The 15892-nt window shown below is 71.2% G+C and carries 14 protein-coding genes; 12 read left to right on the forward strand and 2 right to left on the reverse strand.

Annotation, left to right across the window (positions count from 1 at the left end):
- Position 1: 1 nt before the first annotated feature.
- The 8 genes from ACGF3J_RS08685 (at position 2) to mutM (ending at position 8459) form a co-directional block, all read left to right on the forward strand.
- Positions 2–3238, forward strand: coding sequence for a helicase-related protein (locus tag ACGF3J_RS08685; protein WP_393853690.1), 3237 nt, complete (start codon positions 2–4; stop codon positions 3236–3238).
- Between the two features lie 104 nt (positions 3239–3342).
- A complete protein-coding gene (gene rsmD, locus ACGF3J_RS08690; RefSeq protein WP_386931999.1) occupies positions 3343–3930 on the forward strand; it encodes a 16S rRNA (guanine(966)-N(2))-methyltransferase RsmD in 588 nt (195 codons plus the stop codon).
- A 26-nt stretch (positions 3931–3956) separates the two neighbouring features.
- Positions 3957–4436: a pantetheine-phosphate adenylyltransferase gene (coaD, locus tag ACGF3J_RS08695; protein ID WP_161328480.1), complete on the forward strand. Its 480-nt coding sequence runs from the start codon at positions 3957–3959 to the stop codon at positions 4434–4436.
- A gap of 121 nt (positions 4437–4557) precedes the next feature.
- The gene (locus ACGF3J_RS08700; protein ID WP_393853691.1) at positions 4558–5679 is read left to right on the forward strand and encodes an ATP synthase F0 subunit B; all 1122 of its coding nucleotides are present in this window, start codon (positions 4558–4560) and stop codon (positions 5677–5679) included.
- 149 nt (positions 5680–5828) lie between these two features.
- A complete protein-coding gene (locus tag ACGF3J_RS08705; protein WP_122617668.1) occupies positions 5829–6482 on the forward strand; it encodes a DUF177 domain-containing protein in 654 nt (217 codons plus the stop codon).
- A 2-nt stretch (positions 6483–6484) separates the two neighbouring features.
- Positions 6485–6658 (forward strand): 50S ribosomal protein L32, encoded by a 174-nt coding sequence (gene rpmF / locus ACGF3J_RS08710; RefSeq protein WP_003951102.1) that lies wholly within the window; start codon positions 6485–6487, stop codon positions 6656–6658.
- Positions 6659–6665: 7 nt separating this feature from the next.
- Positions 6666–7496 (forward strand): ribonuclease III, encoded by an 831-nt coding sequence (rnc, locus tag ACGF3J_RS08715; protein WP_161328476.1) that lies wholly within the window; start codon positions 6666–6668, stop codon positions 7494–7496.
- Positions 7497–7598: 102 nt separating this feature from the next.
- Positions 7599–8459 carry a bifunctional DNA-formamidopyrimidine glycosylase/DNA-(apurinic or apyrimidinic site) lyase gene (gene mutM / locus ACGF3J_RS08720; RefSeq protein WP_122617669.1) on the forward strand — a complete coding sequence of 287 codons (861 nt, stop codon included), beginning with the start codon at positions 7599–7601 and terminating at the stop codon, positions 8457–8459.
- Here the strand turns inward: mutM and ACGF3J_RS08725 are convergent.
- Together ACGF3J_RS08725 and ACGF3J_RS08730 are read right to left on the reverse strand one after the other, a co-directional pair.
- The gene (locus ACGF3J_RS08725) at positions 8449–8853 is read right to left on the reverse strand and encodes a helix-turn-helix domain-containing protein (protein ID WP_161328475.1); all 405 of its coding nucleotides are present in this window, start codon (positions 8851–8853) and stop codon (positions 8449–8451) included. The two genes, mutM and ACGF3J_RS08725, sit on opposite strands and share 11 nt — an antisense overlap.
- 72 nt (positions 8854–8925) lie before the next feature.
- Positions 8926–10089: a CAP domain-containing protein gene (locus ACGF3J_RS08730; protein ID WP_393853692.1), complete on the reverse strand. Its 1164-nt coding sequence runs from the start codon at positions 10087–10089 to the stop codon at positions 8926–8928.
- Between the two features lie 167 nt (positions 10090–10256).
- Between ACGF3J_RS08730 and ACGF3J_RS08735 the strand changes: the two genes are divergently transcribed.
- The 4 genes from ACGF3J_RS08735 to ACGF3J_RS08750 all read left to right on the forward strand — a co-directional run.
- Entirely contained in the window at positions 10257–10538 is a 282-nt protein-coding gene (locus ACGF3J_RS08735) for an acylphosphatase (RefSeq protein WP_125491686.1), read from the forward strand.
- A gap of 379 nt (positions 10539–10917) precedes the next feature.
- Entirely contained in the window at positions 10918–11130 is a 213-nt protein-coding gene (locus ACGF3J_RS08740) for a hypothetical protein (protein ID WP_064730026.1), read from the forward strand.
- Positions 11131–11391: 261 nt separating this feature from the next.
- The gene (gene smc, locus ACGF3J_RS08745) at positions 11392–14952 is read left to right on the forward strand and encodes a chromosome segregation protein SMC (protein WP_393853693.1); all 3561 of its coding nucleotides are present in this window, start codon (positions 11392–11394) and stop codon (positions 14950–14952) included.
- A gap of 185 nt (positions 14953–15137) precedes the next feature.
- Positions 15138–15892, forward strand: a 755-nt coding sequence (locus ACGF3J_RS08750) for an MFS transporter (RefSeq protein WP_393853694.1), incomplete at its 3' end; no start/stop codon positions are given.

A 15892-nucleotide genomic window follows, 5' to 3' on the forward strand; every position in this document is an offset into this window, starting at 1 on the left:
AATGGATCTCGTGCCCGCACTGCGAGAACCCCTGAAGAAGGTCCTCGGCCCCGCCACCGCGAAGGTGATGGCCGAGCACCTCGGCCTGCACACCGTCGGCGACCTCCTCCACCACTACCCCCGCAGATACGAGGAGCGCGGCCAGCTCACCCACCTCGCCGACCTGCCCATGGACGAGCACGTCACGGTGGTGGCCCAGGTCGCCGACGCCCGGCTGCACTCCTTCGCCTCGTCCAAGGCCCCGCGCGGCAAGGGACAGCGCCTCGAGGTGACCATCACGGACGGCAGCGGCCGCCTCCAACTGGTCTTCTTCGGCAACGGCGTCCACAAGCCCCACAAGGAACTCCTGCCGGGCACCCGCGCGATGTTCGCGGGCAAGGTCTCCGTCTTCAACCGCCGCCTGCAACTGGCACATCCGGCCTACGAGTTGCTGCGCGCCTCCGACGAGGACGAGGCGAGCGAGAGCGTCGAGTCCTGGGCCGGCGCCCTCATCCCCCTCTACCCGGCCACCGCCAAACTGGAGTCCTGGAAGATCGGCAAGGCGATCCAGACGGTGCTGCCGAGCGCCCAGGAGGCCGTCGATCCGCTCCCCGCCTCCCTGCGCGAGGGCCGGGGCCTGGTCTCCCTGCCCGAGGCCCTGCTCAAGATCCACCGCCCGCACACCAAGGCCGACATCGAGGACGCCCGCGCCCGTCTGAAGTGGGACGAGGCCTTCGTCCTCCAGGTCGCCCTGGCCCGCCGCCGGCACGCCGAGACCCAACTCCCCGCCGTCCCCCGCAAACCCGCCCTGGACGGCCTGCTCACCGCCTTCGACGACCGCCTCCCCTTCACCCTCACCGACGGCCAGCAGAAGGTCTCCCGCGAAATCTTCGACGACCTCGCCACCGACCACCCGATGCACCGGCTGCTCCAGGGGGAGGTGGGGTCGGGGAAGGCTCAGCCTCTGGACTCCCTGGTCCTGACACCGTCGGGATTTCGCCGGATGGGGGACCTGCGGACCGGTGACGAGGTGGTGGTACCGGACGGGGAGATCGCTTCGATCGACGGCGTCTTCCCCCAGGGAGAGCGCGATGTCTGGCGCCTCGTGCTGTCGGACGGAAGCTCCGTTGAGTGTGACGACGAGCACCTGTGGATCGTCGGCACGAGTTGCGGCTGGCACCGCGGTCAGGCACCCAAGGTCATGACGACCCGGGAGATTCGTCTGGACACCTACAAGGCCGACGGATCCTCGAAGTGGTACCTCCCTGCCGCGACCCCGGTGGACCTCGGCGGCGACCATTCGCTGCCCCTGGACCCGTACCTCTTCGGCCTCCTCCTGGGAGACGGCTCCTTCCGGCACAACCTGCGCCTGTCCACCATCGACGACGAAATCCGAGACGCCGTTGCGCTTTCCGTGGCGCCCGGATGCCTGCTGACGCCGGTGAAGGGATCCCGCTGCGACTACACGATCCAGCTCGCCCAGCGTGCGGGAGGCGTCCGGAATCCTGTGATCCAGGCCCTGCGGGACTTGGGTCTGTGGGGCGAGACGTCGCACGGGAAGTTCGTTCCCGACATGTTCAAGAACACGTCGGTCAAGAACCGCCTCGCTCTGCTGCAAGGGCTCCTGGACACGGACGGCACCATCCACGCGGACGGCATGAGCATGTCGCTCTGCTCCGCTTCCCGGCGACTGGCGGACGATGTCGCCTGGCTCGTGCGTTCTCTGGGCGGTCGCGCGCGAGTACTGCCGAAGAAGGACGCCTTCAACGTGTCGGTGGCGTTGCCCGAGGAGTACGTCCCGTTCAGGCTGACCCGCAAGGCGGAACGCGTGCGTACCCGGCCGAAGTACAACACCTTCCGGCGGGGGATCCGCGCAGTCGAGTACGTGGGGCGCAAGCCCGTCCAGTGCATCAGCGTGGCCCACCCGAGTCACGCGTACGTGACCGACCATTTCACGGTCACCCACAACACCATGGTCGCCCTGCGCGCCATGCTCGCCGTCGTCGACGCGGGCGGGCAGGCCGTGATGCTCGCGCCCACCGAGGTGCTCGCCCAGCAGCACCACCGGTCGGTCGTCGAGATGATGGGTGAGCTGGCCGAGGGAGGCATGCTGGGCGGTGCCGAGCATGCCACCAAGGTGGTGCTGCTCACCGGGTCCATGGGCGCCGCCGCCCGGCGGCACGCCCTGCTCGACCTGGCCACCGGCGAGGCCGGCATCGTCATCGGCACGCACGCGCTGATCGAGGACAAGGTGCGGTTCCACGACCTCGGCCTGGTCGTCGTCGACGAACAGCACCGCTTCGGCGTCGAGCAGCGCGACGCCCTGCGCGGCAAGGGAAAGCAGCCCCCGCACCTGCTCGTCATGACCGCCACCCCGATCCCGCGCACGGTCGCCATGACCGTCTTCGGCGACCTGGAGACCTCGGTCCTGGACCAGCTCCCGGCCGGCCGGTCCCCGATCGCCAGCCACGTCGTGCCGGCCGCCGACAAGCCCCACTTCCTCTCCCGGGCCTGGGAAAGGGTCCGGGAGGAGGTGTCCAACGGCCACCAGGCGTACGTCGTCTGCCCGCGCATCGGCGACGAGGAGGACGACCCCGGCAAGAAGGGCGCCCCGCGGAAGTCGCCGGAGGACGACGCCGAGAAGCGGCCCCCGCTCGCCGTCCTCGACATCGCCGAGCAACTGGCGAAGGGCGCCCTGCAGGGCCTCAAGGTCGAGATCCTGCACGGCCGTATGCAGCCCGACGACAAGGACGCGGTCATGCGACGCTTCGCCGCCGGGGAGACCGACGTCCTGGTCGCCACGACCGTCATCGAGGTCGGCGTCAACGTCCCCAACGCCACCGCGATGGTGATCATGGACGCGGACCGCTTCGGCGTCTCCCAGCTGCACCAGCTGCGCGGCCGGGTCGGTCGCGGCTCCGCCGCCGGTCTGTGCCTGCTGGTCACCGAGATGCCCGAGGCGAGCGCGGCCCGCCAGCGGCTGAACGCGGTCGCAGGCACCCTCGACGGCTTCGAGCTCTCCCGCATCGACCTCGAACAGCGCCGCGAGGGAGACGTCCTCGGCCAGGCCCAGTCCGGTGCCCGTACCTCCCTGCGGGTCCTCGCCGTCATCGAGGACGAGGAGATCATCGCTCAGGCGCGGCAGGAGGCCGCGGCCCTGGTGGCCACCGACCCGGAGCTGACCGGCCTGCCCGGACTGCAGACGGCGCTGGAGGCACTCTTGGACGAGCAGCGGGAGCAGTACCTGGAAAAGGGCTGAGCACCACCCACCCAGGGTCGCGGGGCTGCGCAGAGGTGCGGCTCCGCCGCGTGGGCGCGACCAGCCACACTGGACACAAAGTCGCTCACAACCAAGGACCCCAGATGACCCGAGTGATTGCCGGCAAGGCCGGCGGACGCCGCCTGGCCGTCCCGCAGGGGACCGGCACCCGCCCCACCTCCGACCGCGCGCGCGAGGGACTCTTCTCCACGTGGCAGTCCCTGCTCGGCGGCCCGCTGGACGGCGAGCGCGTCCTCGACCTGTACGCCGGTTCCGGCGCCGTCGGCCTGGAGGCGCTGTCCCGGGGCGCGGGACACGTCCTGCTCGTCGAGGCCGACGCCCGCGCCGCCCGCACCGTCCGGGAGAACGTCAAGGCACTCGGCCTGCCCGGCGCCGAGGTCCGGGCGGGCAAGGCGGAGCAGACCATCCGCACCCCCGCCCCCGGGGAGCCGTACGACATCGTCTTCCTGGACCCGCCGTACGCCGTCTCCGACGACGATCTTCGGGAGATCCTGCTCACACTCCGTTCGGAGGGCTGGCTCGCCGGGGAAGCGCTCGTCACCGTGGAGCGCAGCACCAGAGGCGGGGAATTCGGCTGGCCGGACGGCTTCGAGGCGATCCGTGCCCGCCGCTACGGCGAGGGAACGTTTTGGTACGGTCGCGCCGCCTCTACGTGCGAAGACGCACGATGACCGGACCGGAGAGCGAGGGAATTCAAGTGCGCCGTGCCGTCTGTCCCGGGTCGTTCGACCCGATCACCAACGGACACCTCGACATCATCGGCCGGGCCTCCAGGCTCTACGACGAGGTCTACGTCGCCGTGATGATCAACCAGGCGAAGAAGGGCCTGTTCGAGATCGAGGAGCGGATCGACCTCATCCGCCAGGTCACCGCCGAGTACGGCAACGTGCGCGTGGAGTCCTTCCACGGCCTCCTCGTCGACTTCTGCAAGCAGCGCGAGATCCCGGCCATCGTCAAGGGCCTGCGCGCGGTCAGCGACTTCGACTACGAACTGCAGATGGCCCAGATGAACAACGGCCTCTCGGGCGTGGAGACCCTCTTCATCCCCACCAACCCCACCTACAGCTTCCTGTCGTCCTCCCTGGTCAAGGAGGTCGCGACCTGGGGCGGCGACGTGTCCCACCTGGTGCCGCCGCTGGTCCTCGACGTCCTCTCCGAGCGCCTGAAGAAGCACTGAACCTCCCGCCGTACCGCCGCCGGAGACTGACAATCCGTCACCCGGTGTCCCCGGGACACCCCAGGGTCGTACAGTCGTCCCGTCCGTCTCCAACACAGCTGTAGAGAGTGGCGAGCACACGGTGGACGTCCAGAAGAAGCTCGACGAGATCACCGCGATGGTCTCCGGGGCCCGCGCCATGCCCATGTCGGCCTCGTGCGTGGTCAACCGCGCGGAACTGCTCGCCACGCTGGAGGAGCTGCGCGCCGAGCTGCCCGGCTCGCTCGCCCAGGCCCAGGAGCTGCTCGGCGGCCGGGAGCAGATGGTCGCGCAGGCCCGCCAGGAGGCCGACCGGATCATCGAGACCGCGCACGCCGAGCGGGGCTCTCTGATCGCCGACACCGAGGTCGCCCGCCGCTCCCAGGCCGAGGCCGACCGGATCCTGACCGAGGCCCGCCAGGAGGCCGAGGAGGTCCGCGCCGAGGCCGACGACTACGTCGACTCCAAGCTCGCCAACTTCGAGGTCGTCCTCACCAAGACCCTCGGCTCGGTGGGCCGCGGCCGCGAGAAGCTGCTCGGCACCGGCCCCGGCCTCGACGAGAACGGCTACGAGGACGAGGACGCCCCCGAGCGCAGCCACGACCCGGAGACCCTGCGCCGCGACGCCGACGCCTACGTCGACACCAAGCTCGGCGCCTTCGAGGCGGTGCTGGCCAAGACCCTGGACGCGGTCGGCCGGGGCCGCCAGAAGCTGCACGGCCGGATCGCCAGCGACGACCTCGGCGCCCTCGCCGACGACTCCACCACCGTCCAGCACTCCAGCGACGCCGACTACCTGGCCGGCCTCGCGGCCCTCTCGGACGCCCCCGCCGAGCAGCCCCGGCAGCCCGAGTACGGCGAGCCGCAGCCGGCCGCCGCCCAGGTCCCGGCCCAGGCCGTGCCGGACATGCCCGCGCAGGAGCCGGCCTACGGCTACGCGCAGCAGCAGCCCGATCCGTACGCCGCCTACCAGCAGGCATACGGCGCCGGTCAGGACTCGTACGGCTACCAGCAGCAGCCCGGCGACCCGTACGCCTATCAGGGCTACGACGCCCAGCAGCAGGCCTACGACCCCCAGCACGGCTACGCCCAGCCCCAGCAACCGCAGCAGCCCCAGCAGCCCCCGCAGGTCCAGCCGCAGGCGCTCGACGAGACCAGCCTCTTCGACACCAGCATGATCAGCGCCGAACAGTTGCGGGCCTACGAGCAGGGCCGCGGAGTCTAGGGCCGTCACACGGGCCCCGCAGGTCCGGATTGGGCCGTGAGCGAATGGTCCAGTATCCTGGCTCTTCGGTCGCGCGTACGTCCGCGATCGCCGCTGCCCTGGAAACACCGGAGGGCGGCATCCCCGAGCTACGAAGACCGAAAGCAGGAATGGTTCTGAACGCGCGCCTCGACCACCGCGACCCTCTCGTGTTCGACACACACGAGCTGGGACGGCGGCCCGGTGCGCTCCAGCGCCTGACCCGCACGGTCGACGCTCCCAAGGACTTCGGTGTCCAGGGAGTCATCGGAGTGCCGGAAGGCGCGCCGGTGGAACTCGATCTCCGACTCGAGTCGGTCATGGAAGGGGTGCTCGTCACAGGCACCGCCCGTGCCACGGCCGAGGGGGAGTGCGTAAGGTGTCTGGAGCCGCTTGAGCAGCAGCTCACAGCGGACTTCCAGGAGTTGTTCTCGTACCCTGACGCCGACGACCGGGGCCGCCCTGCGGCGGAACCGGGCGACGACGCCGAGGACGACGAGGACAGGTTCTTCGTCGAGGACGGCCTGATCGGCCTCGAACCCGTGCTGCGCGACGCGGTGGTGCTCGCACTGCCGATGCAGCCGGTGTGCCGGGAGGACTGCCCGGGTCTGTGTTCCGAGTGTGGAGCACGCCTGGCGGACGACCCGGACCACCACCACGACGCCGTCGACATTCGTTGGGCGGCTTTGCAGGGACTCGCCGGTTCACTCGGAGACGGCGAGAAGGACGAGATGAGCGGCGACGGGCCAGATTCCGCGGACGCCGCCGAGAAGCAGGAGAAGTAGCCGTGGCTGTTCCGAAGCGGAAGATGTCGCGCAGCAACACGCGCCACCGCCGGTCGCAGTGGAAGGCTGCGGTCCCCACCCTGGTTGCGTGCGAGCGCTGCCACGAGCCCAAGCAGCAGCACATCGCGTGCCCGTCTTGCGGCACTTACAACAAGCGCCAGGTCCTCGAGGTCTGAGCGGCTGGTGAGAGGCACTGTGTCAGTCCCCAAGAAGGCGGAAGACGCCAAGGCGGACCCACCCGCCAAGAAGAAGGCGGACACCCAGGCCTCGTCCCACACGCTTCTGGAAGGGCGGCTCGGCTACCAGCTCGAGTCCGCCCTTCTGGTGCGTGCACTGACCCACCGTTCCTACGCGTACGAGAACGGCGGTCTGCCGACGAACGAGCGACTGGAGTTCCTCGGTGACTCCGTCCTCGGCCTCGTCGTCACGGACACGCTGTACCGCACCCACCCCGACCTGCCCGAAGGCCAGCTGGCCAAGCTGCGGGCCGCGGTGGTCAACTCGCGTGCGCTGGCGGAGGTGGGCCGCGGGCTCGAACTGGGCTCCTTCATCCGGCTCGGCCGCGGTGAAGAGGGCACGGGCGGCCGGGACAAGGCGTCCATCCTCGCCGACACCCTCGAAGCGGTGATCGGCGCGGTCTATCTCGACCAGGGCCTCGACGCGGCCTCCGAACTGGTGCACCGCCTGTTCGACCCGCTGATCGAGAAGTCCTCCAACCTCGGTGCCGGCCTGGACTGGAAGACCAGCCTCCAGGAACTCACCGCGACCGAAGGACTCGGCGTCCCCGAGTACCTGGTCACGGAGACCGGCCCGGACCACGAGAAGACCTTCACTGCTGCCGCCCGCGTCGGAGGCGTCTCGTACGGCACCGGCACCGGCCGCAGCAAGAAGGAGGCGGAGCAGCAGGCCGCGGAATCCGCGTGGCGGTCCATCCGGGCCGCGGCGGACGAGCGTGCCAAGGCGGCGGCGAACGCCGTCGACGTGGACCCCGACGAGGCGTCCGCCTCCGCCTGACCATCCACCGCACGGCCCGAACGCCCGCCCCACCTCCGGGGCGGGCGTTCGGCTCGTCGTCCGACCACCGGCCCGGTCCGCCGGCCCGCCCGAGGGGATGCCATGCCCGAGTTGCCCGAGGTGGAGGTCGTCAGGCGCGGCCTGGAGCGCTGGGTCGCCCACCGCACCGTCGCCGACGCCGAGGTACTGCACCCGCGCGCCGTACGCCGGCACATCGCCGGCCCCGACGACTTCGCCCACCGGCTGAAGGGGCATCGCTTCGGCACCGCCGCCCGGCGCGGCAAGTACCTGTGGCTGCCGCTGGCGGACACCGGCCAGGCGGTCCTGGCCCACCTCGGCATGAGCGGCCAGCTGCTGGTCCAGCCGCACGAGGCACCGGCCGAGAAGCACCTGCGCATCCGCGTCCGCTTCGCCGACGACCTCTCCACCGAACTCCGCTTCGTCGACCAGCGCACCTTCGGCGGCCTGTCGCTGCACGACACGTCCCCCGACGGCCTGCCCGACGTGATCGCACACATCGCCCGCGACCCGCTGGACCCCCTCTTCGACGACGAGGCCTTCCACCTCGCCCTGCGCCGCAAGCGCACCACGATCAAACGGGCCCTGCTCGACCAGTCCCTGATCAGCGGCGTCGGCAACATCTACGCCGACGAGGCGCTGTGGCGCTCCCGGCTGCACTACGAACGCCCCACGGCCACCTTCACCCGCCCCCGCACCGCGGAACTCCTCGGTCACGTCCGGGACGTGATGAACGCGGCCCTCGCCGTGGGCGGCACCAGCTTCGACAGCCTGTACGTCAACGTCAACGGCGAGTCCGGCTACTTCGACCGCTCGCTCGACGCGTACGGCCGCGAGGGCCTGCCCTGCCGCCGCTGCGCCACACCCATGCGCCGCCGGCCCTGGATGAACCGCTCCAGCTACTTCTGCCCGAAGTGCCAGCGCCCGCCCAGGGTCACGCCGTAGGCATCCGCTGCGTGTCGTAGCGCTCGCGGGACGCCAGCACCTCGTCCATCCGCCCCTCCAGGCACTGGATGAGCGCGATCAGCCGCTGTGCCACCTCGCGGCCCGAGGCCGTGAGTTCGTAGTCCACGCGGGGCGGGTTGGTGTGCTGCGCCTCGCGGTGCACCAGACCGTCGCGCTCCAGCGCGTGCAGGGTCTGCGCCAGCATCTTCTCGCTCACACCGTCGACCCGGCGGCGCAGCTCGTTGAACCGGAAGGAACCCTCGTACAGCGCGCCGAGCGTCAGCGCACCCCAGCGCCCGGTGACGTGCTCCAGCGTGCCGCGCGAGGGACAGCCCCGGGCGAACACGTCGTACGCCGGCTCCTGCTCAGCCGCGCGCTCCTGCGTGGTCGACATGCACCAAGCGTACGTGAGCACAGCGCTGTCCCGCAGAGTGCGCTGCGTGGGGAACAGTGGGGGCGTGGCGGGTCAGTAGCCGAAGTTCTGTGTCCACCACGGGCCGCCGGAGCCGAAGTGGACTCCGACGCCGAGGGTCTGGAAGTCGCAGTTCAGTATGTTGGCGCGGTGGCCGGGGCTGTCCATCCAGGCGTCCATCACGGCCTGGGCGTCGGCCTGGCCGCGGGCTATGTTCTCGCCGCCGAGGTTGCTGATGCCGGCCGCCGCCGCCCGGTCCCACGGGGTCGCGCCGCCCGGGTCGGTGTGGTCGAAGAAGCCCTCCGTGGCCATGGCCTTGCTGAAGCCCTCGGCCAGTTCACGCAGGGCGCTGTTCGCGGCCACCGGGCTGCAGCCGACCTTGGCCCGCTCGTCGTTGACCAGCTTGAGCACCTGGGCCTCGGCGGCGGACTCCTCCGACACGGCGGCCGGCGCGCTGGGGCGTGCGGGCTCCTCGGTGGCCGGGCGCGAGGGTGTGGGCTTCGGCTCGGCGCTCGGGGTCGTCTTCGGCTTCTTCGTCTTCGACGGGGTCTCGGCCGGGGCCGCCGGCTTCGAGGCCGAGGGGGAGGTCGAGGACGGTGCGGGGGAGGGGGTGTCCTTGGACGACGCGGACCCGGAGGGCGACGACGGCGACGAGGACCGGTCGGTGCCGCGGCTCGTGGAGCCGTCGCCGCCGCGGCCCGTGTCGGCGCTGCCGGAGGTGCCGCCCTGCTCGCTCGGGCTGTTCGTCGGGGTGTCCTGGGCCTGCACCCGGTCGCCCCCGCCGCTGCCGCCGCCGATCCGGTAGTTGTCGAGGCCGGGCACCGCGCCTGTGGCCACCGCCACGGTGCCGATGGCGACCGCGGCGGAGACACCGAGCAGTCCGGTGCGGACCGGGGTGGCGGCCTTCTTCCGGCGCCTGCGGTGGCCTCCCGCGGGCTGCGGGCCGCCCTCGGGGGCGTATCCGTCACTGGGGAAGGCGACCGTGCGACCGGCCTGCGGGCCCTCGCCGTCGGGGTCGTCCGCGTACAGGTAGGCGTCGCTCCTGGCGCGGACCTCGGCGTACGCCTCGGGGTTCAGGTAGGGCGCGATCCCCATGGTCGGGTGGTCGCCCGCGTCCGGCTTCCGCGCGTCGCGTCCCGCCGTACCGTCCGGCTGATGGTCCCCCGTGGCGCGGCCCGTGGCGGCGCGGCCGGCGGCGGAGCGTCGGTGGCGTCCCATGTCCTGGCCTTCCTCGTCCCCGTCGTCCCGGGCGACGCGTCCTCACGATCAACACCGAACTCACACCTTCGGGTGAGTTTCAGATGAGATTCATTGGACCGGGACGGTACCGCATGGCGCGAGGGGGTGAAGTGTCCGGCGGGACATTGACTGGTTAGGTTGCAGTCATGAGCGAGGATGTACGGCTGGTCGCGTGGGTGCGCGGACAGGTCCAGGGCGTCGGTTTCCGCTGGTTCACGCGGGCCAGGGCGCTGGAACTCGGCGGCATGAGTGGTTTTGCTCTCAATCTGGCCGACGGCCGCGTCCAGGTCGTCGCCGAGGGGCCGCGGGAGCGCTGCGAAGGGCTCCTCGACTGGCTGCACGGCGACGACACGCCCGGACGCGTGGACGGCGTCACCGAGATCTGGGACACACCTCGCGGCGGCTACGACGGCTTCGCCATCCGCTGACGCCGTGCCGTCCGAGACCTCCCCGGTACCCGGTCCGGCCCTCCCCGCAGGGGTGGCCGGAGCGAAAACGGGCAGGTGGTTGCCAAGGGACGGCCCGTCGTGGGAGGCTCCGCAACCAGAAAGATCGCCACGCCCCGAGGGCCCGCAGGAGTCGCAGCGTCGCCGCTTCCCGGTCGCATGCCCCCGGACACCCGCCGATACGGGGCGTGATCGTGTTGACCGTCAAACTTTTTGGTGAGACGCTGAAAGCCCCGCGCACCTTAGCTGTTTGGCATGGTTGAACGGCAGTAAAAACTCCAAAGTGCCAAGCACCGCGGGTGCGAATCCCTCACGACCCACACCGCTTCGGTCGGTCACTCATTGTGGAGGACCATCCATCATGGCAAAGGCGCTTCTCGGTTACGTCGGCGGCTCCGACCCTCGACTCCTCGCCGAGATGCGACGGCTCCAGCAGCGCGTCCAGGACCTGGAATCCGAGCTCGGACGAATCCAGGCGGAGAACGACGTGCTGGCGGCTGCCGCTTCTCACGACAGGATCATGGAGAGCATGGAGAGCGTTGACGCACACCAGGCGGAGCCTGCGCTCACCTGATCACTGCATCGCTCCACGCACGGCACGCAGTGGTCGGGCCCGCCCGTACAACCGCTAGGTGTCAGAGTCTGCAAGGGACGCTTCGGCGTCCCTTCTTTCTTTCCTGCCCCCGTCTCAGCGCCGCGTCCGACCGGACTTCCCTGCCCCGCGCATCCTTTCACCCTCTTCAACGTCTGATGTGCCCTGCACGTTCACCGGCGAAACCGCGGTGGTTCACCGGTTCATGGAGTGAGACATCCCCGAAAGGTAGAGTCCGGCGGCGTGCACCTGAAGGCCCTGACCCTGCGCGGGTTCAAATCGTTCGCCTCGGCGACCACGCTCCGGTTCGAGCCCGGCATCACCTGCGTCGTCGGACCGAACGGCTCGGGCAAGTCCAACGTCGTGGACGCGCTCAGCTGGGTCATGGGCGAACAGGGCGCCAAGTCGCTGCGCGGCGGCAAGATGGAGGACGTCATCTTCGCCGGCACCACCGGGCGCCCGCCGCTCGGCCGGGCGGAGGTGTCGCTGACCATCGACAACTCCGACGGGGCGCTGCCCATCGAGTACGCCGAGGTCACCATCACGCGGATCATGTTCCGCAACGGCGGCAGCGAGTACCAGATCAACGGCGACACCTGCCGCCTCCTGGACATCCAGGAACTCCTGTCCGACTCCGGCATCGGCCGGGAGATGCACGTCATCGTCGGTCAGGGCCAGCTCGACTCCGTCCTGCACGCCGACCCGATGGGCCGCCGCGCCTTCATCGAGGAGGCCGCGGGCGTCCTCAAGCACCGCAAGCGCAAGGAGAAGGCGCTCAGGAAACTGGACGCGATGCAGGCCAACCTCGCGCGCGTGCAGGACCTCACCGACGAGCTGCGGCGCCAGCTCAAGCCGCTGGGCCGGCAGGCCGCGGTGGCGCGGCGGGCCGCCGTCATCCAGGCCGACCTGCGGGACGCGCGCCTCAGGCTGCTCGCCGACGACCTGGTACGGCTGCGCGAGGCGCTCCAGGCCGAGATCGCCGACGAGGCCGCGCTCAAGGAGCGCAAGGAGGCCGCCGAGCGGGAACTGGGCAAGGCACTGCGCCGCGAGGCCGACCTGGAGGACGAGGTCCGCCGGCTGACCCCGCGCCTCCAGCGCGCCCAGCAGACCTGGTACGAGCTGTCCCAGCTCGCCGAGCGGGTGCGCGGCACCGTCTCGCTGGCCGAGGCGCGGGTGAAGAGCGCCACCTCCGCGCCTCCCGAGGAGCGCCGCGGCCGCGACCCCGAGGAGCTGGAGCGCGAGGCCGCCCGCGTCCGCGAGCAGGAGGCGGAACTCGAGGCGGCCCTGGAGGCGGCCGAGCACGCTCTGGAGGACACCGTCGCCCACCGCGCGGACCTCGAACGCGAGCTGGCCCAGGAGGAGCGCCGCCTCAAGGACGCCGCACGGGCGATCGCCGACCGCCGTGAGGGGCTGGCCCGGCTCAGCGGCCAGGTCGGCGCCGCACGTTCGCGCGCAGCCTCGGCGCAGGCCGAGATCGAGCGGCTGGCCGAGGCCAGGGACGAGTCCCGGGAACGCGCCGCCGCCGCCCAGGAGGAGTACGAGACGCTCCAGGCCGAGGTCGACGGCCTCGACGCCGACGACCAGGAACTCGCCGAGCGGCACGATGCCGCCAAGCGCGGGCTGGCCGAGGCTGAGGCCGCGCTCGGCGCCGCCCGTGAGGCGGCCACCGTGGCGGAACGCGAGCGCGCCGCCACGCGGGCCCGCCACGAGGCCCTGGCCCTCGGACTGCGCCGCAAGGACGGCACCGGTGCGGTGCTCGCCGCCAAGGACCGGCTCACCGGCCTGCTGGGCCCGGCCGCCGAGCTGCTCACCGTGACGCCGGGTCACGAGGTGGCCCTGGCCGCCGCCTTCGGCGTCGCCGCCGACGCCCTCGCGGTCACCTCCCCGGCGGCCGCCGCCGACGCCATCCGCCTGCTGCGCAAGCAGGACGCCGGCCGTGCCGCGCTGCTGCTCGCCGGCGGCCCCGACGACGTACCGGACGTACCGCGTGCCGACGGGGCACCGTACGCCGCCGACCTCGTCCGGGGCCCGTCGGACCTGATGCCCGCGGTGCGGCGGCTGCTGCGCGGGATCGTCGTCGTCGCCACCCTGGAGGACGCCGAGGACCTCGTCTACGCCCGCCCCGGGCTGACCGCCGTGACCGCCGACGGCGACCTGCTCGGCGCGCACTTCGCGCAGGGCGGGTCCGCCGGGGCGCCCAGCCTTCTGGAGGTGCAGGCGTCCGTGGACCGGGCCGCCGCCGAGCTGGAGGAGCTGGCCGTGCGGTGCGAGGAGCTGGCCGGTGCGCAGGACGGCGCGGTGGCACGGCGCCGGGAGTGTGCCGCGCTCGTCGAGGAGCTGGGGGAGCGGCGCCGCGCCGCCGACCGGGAGAAGTCGTCCGTCGCACAGCAGCTGGGCCGGCTCGCGGGCCAGGCGCGGGGCGCCGCCGGTGAGGCGGAGCGGTCCGCGGCGGCGGCGGCGCGGGCGCAGGAGGCGCTGGACAAGGCGCTGCTGGACGTCGAGGAGCTGGCCGAGCGGTTGGCTGTGGCCGAGGAGATGCCGGTCGAGGAGGAGCCCGACACCTCCGCGCGCGACCGGCTCGCCGCCGACGGCGCCAACGCCCGCCAGACCGAGATGGAGGCCCGCCTCCAGGTCCGTACCCACGAGGAACGGGTCAAGGGCCTCGCCGGACGGGCCGACTCCCTGGACCGGGCCGCCCGCGCCGAACGCGAGGCACGCGCGCGTGCCGAACAGCGCCGCGCCCGGCTGCGGCACGAGGCGGCCGTCGCCGAGGCGGTCGCCGCCGGCGCCCGGCAACTGCTCGCCCACGTCGAGGTCTCGCTGACCCGCGCCGACGAGGAGCGCACCGTCGCCGAGGCGGCCAAGGCCCGGCGCGAGCAGGAACTGACCGCCGAGCGCACCGCGGGGCGCGACCTCAAGGCGGAGCTGGACAAGTTGACGGATTCGGTTCACCGCGGGGAGGTACTCGGCGCCGAGAAGCGGCTGCGCATCGAGCAGCTGGAGACCAAGGCGCTGGAGGAACTCGGTGTGGAACCGGCGGGGCTGGCGGCCGAGTACGGCCCCCATCAGCAGGTGCCGCCCTCGCCCCCCGCCGAGGGCGAGGAGCTGCCGGAGGATCCCGAGCATCCGCGCAACCGCCCGCGCCCCTTCGTCCGTGCCGAGCAGGAGAAGCGCCTGAAGGCCGCCGAACGCGCCTACCAGCAGTTGGGCAAGGTCAACCCGCTGGCGCTGGAGGAGTTCGCGGCGCTGGAGGAGCGGCACCAGTTCCTCAGTGAGCAGCTGGAGGACCTGAAGAAGACCCGCGCCGACCTGCTCCAGGTCGTCAAGGAGGTCGACGAACGCGTCGAGCAGGTCTTCACCGAGGCGTTCCGGGACACGGCCCGGGAGTTCGAGGGCGTCTTCAGCAGGCTCTTCCCGGGCGGTGACGGCCGGTTGATCCTGACCGACCCCGACAACATGCTGACCACGGGCGTGGACGTCGAGGCGCGGCCGCCGGGGAAGAAGGTCAAGCGGCTCTCGCTGCTCTCCGGCGGGGAGCGTTCGCTGACCGCGGTGGCGATGCTGGTGTCGATCTTCAAGGCACGGCCCAGCCCGTTCTACGTCATGGACGAGGTCGAGGCGGCGCTCGACGACACCAATCTCCAGCGTCTGATCCGGATCATGCAGGAGCTGCAGGAGGCCTCGCAGCTGATCGTCATCACGCACCAGAAGCGGACGATGGAGGTGGCCGACGCGCTGTATGGCGTGTCCATGCAGGGTGACGGTGTGTCGAAGGTCATCAGTCAGCGGCTGCGCCAGTCCTGACCTCAATTGCTTCAACTCTTGAACACATCCGTCACCAGGACATCTAAAAACTCACAGCACTGGTCCTATTGACTTCGATACTTGAAGGCATAGTCTCTGCAACGTTGCTTTTACCTTCAGGTTCCTTTCAGGGTGCCCGAAGGCGATCCACCCCGGCGGCGTTGCCGGAAGCCCGAGGAGTACACGTGTCCCGCACACCGCAGGCAGCCAGTTCAGGAGCCAGGACGGCTCATCCCGAGCATCTCGGGCGCGTCGTCTTCATCACGGCGGCGGCCGCGATGGGCGGTTTCCTCTTCGGCTACGACAGTTCCGTGATCAACGGCGCCGTCGAGGCCATCCGCGACCGCTACGACGTCGGCTCCGCGGTGCTGGCGCAGGTCATCGCGATCGCGTTGATCGGCTGTGCCATCGGCGCCGCCACCGCCGGCCGGATCGCGGACCGGATCGGCCGTATCCGCTGCATGCAGATCGCGGCGGTCCTCTTCACCGTCAGTGCCGTCGGCTCCGCGCTGCCCTTCGCGCTGTGGGACCTCGCCATGTGGCGCGTCATCGGCGGCTTCGCCATCGGCATGGCCTCCGTGATCGGCCCCGCCTACATCGCCGAGGTCTCCCCGCCCGCCTACCGCGGCCGGCTCGCCTCCTTCCAGCAGGCCGCCATCGTCTTCGGCATCGCGGTCTCGCAGCTGGTCAACTGGGGTCTGCTGAACGCCGCAGGCGGCGACCAGCGCGGTGAGCTGATGGGCCTGGAGGCCTGGCAGGTCATGCTCGGCATCATGGTCGTCCCGGCGATCGTCTACGGCCTGCTCTCCTTCGCCATCCCGGAGTCCCCGCGGTTCCTGGTCTCCGTCGGCAAGTACGAGCGGGCCAAGGAGATCCTCGGAGAGGTCGAGGGCAAGGACGTGGACTTCGACGCCCGCGTCGCCGAGATCGAGCACGCGAT

It is taken from the genome of Streptomyces sp. NPDC048171, assembly GCF_043202655.1.
In the GTDB taxonomy this organism is placed as follows: Bacteria; Actinomycetota; Actinomycetes; order Streptomycetales; family Streptomycetaceae; genus Streptomyces.

What these genes read in the sequence shown, in the direction of transcription:
- rsmD (WP_386931999.1), top strand. Translation starts at nt 3,343, where the DNA reads ATGACCCGAGTGATTGCCGGCAAGGCCGGCGGACGCCGCCTGGCCGTC.
- ACGF3J_RS08735 (WP_125491686.1), top strand. Translation starts at nt 10,257, where the DNA reads ATGAGCGAGGATGTACGGCTGGTCGCGTGGGTGCGCGGACAGGTCCAG.
- ACGF3J_RS08740 (WP_064730026.1), top strand. Translation starts at nt 10,918, where the DNA reads ATGGCAAAGGCGCTTCTCGGTTACGTCGGCGGCTCCGACCCTCGACTC.
- ACGF3J_RS08730 (WP_393853692.1), bottom strand. Translation starts at nt 10,089, where the DNA reads ATGGGACGCCACCGACGCTCCGCCGCCGGCCGCGCCGCCACGGGCCGC.
- ACGF3J_RS08685 (WP_393853690.1), top strand. Translation starts at nt 2, where the DNA reads ATGGATCTCGTGCCCGCACTGCGAGAACCCCTGAAGAAGGTCCTCGGC.
- mutM (WP_122617669.1), top strand. Translation starts at nt 7,599, where the DNA reads ATGCCCGAGTTGCCCGAGGTGGAGGTCGTCAGGCGCGGCCTGGAGCGC.
- ACGF3J_RS08705 (WP_122617668.1), top strand. Translation starts at nt 5,829, where the DNA reads ATGGTTCTGAACGCGCGCCTCGACCACCGCGACCCTCTCGTGTTCGAC.
- ACGF3J_RS08725 (WP_161328475.1), bottom strand. Translation starts at nt 8,853, where the DNA reads ATGTCGACCACGCAGGAGCGCGCGGCTGAGCAGGAGCCGGCGTACGAC.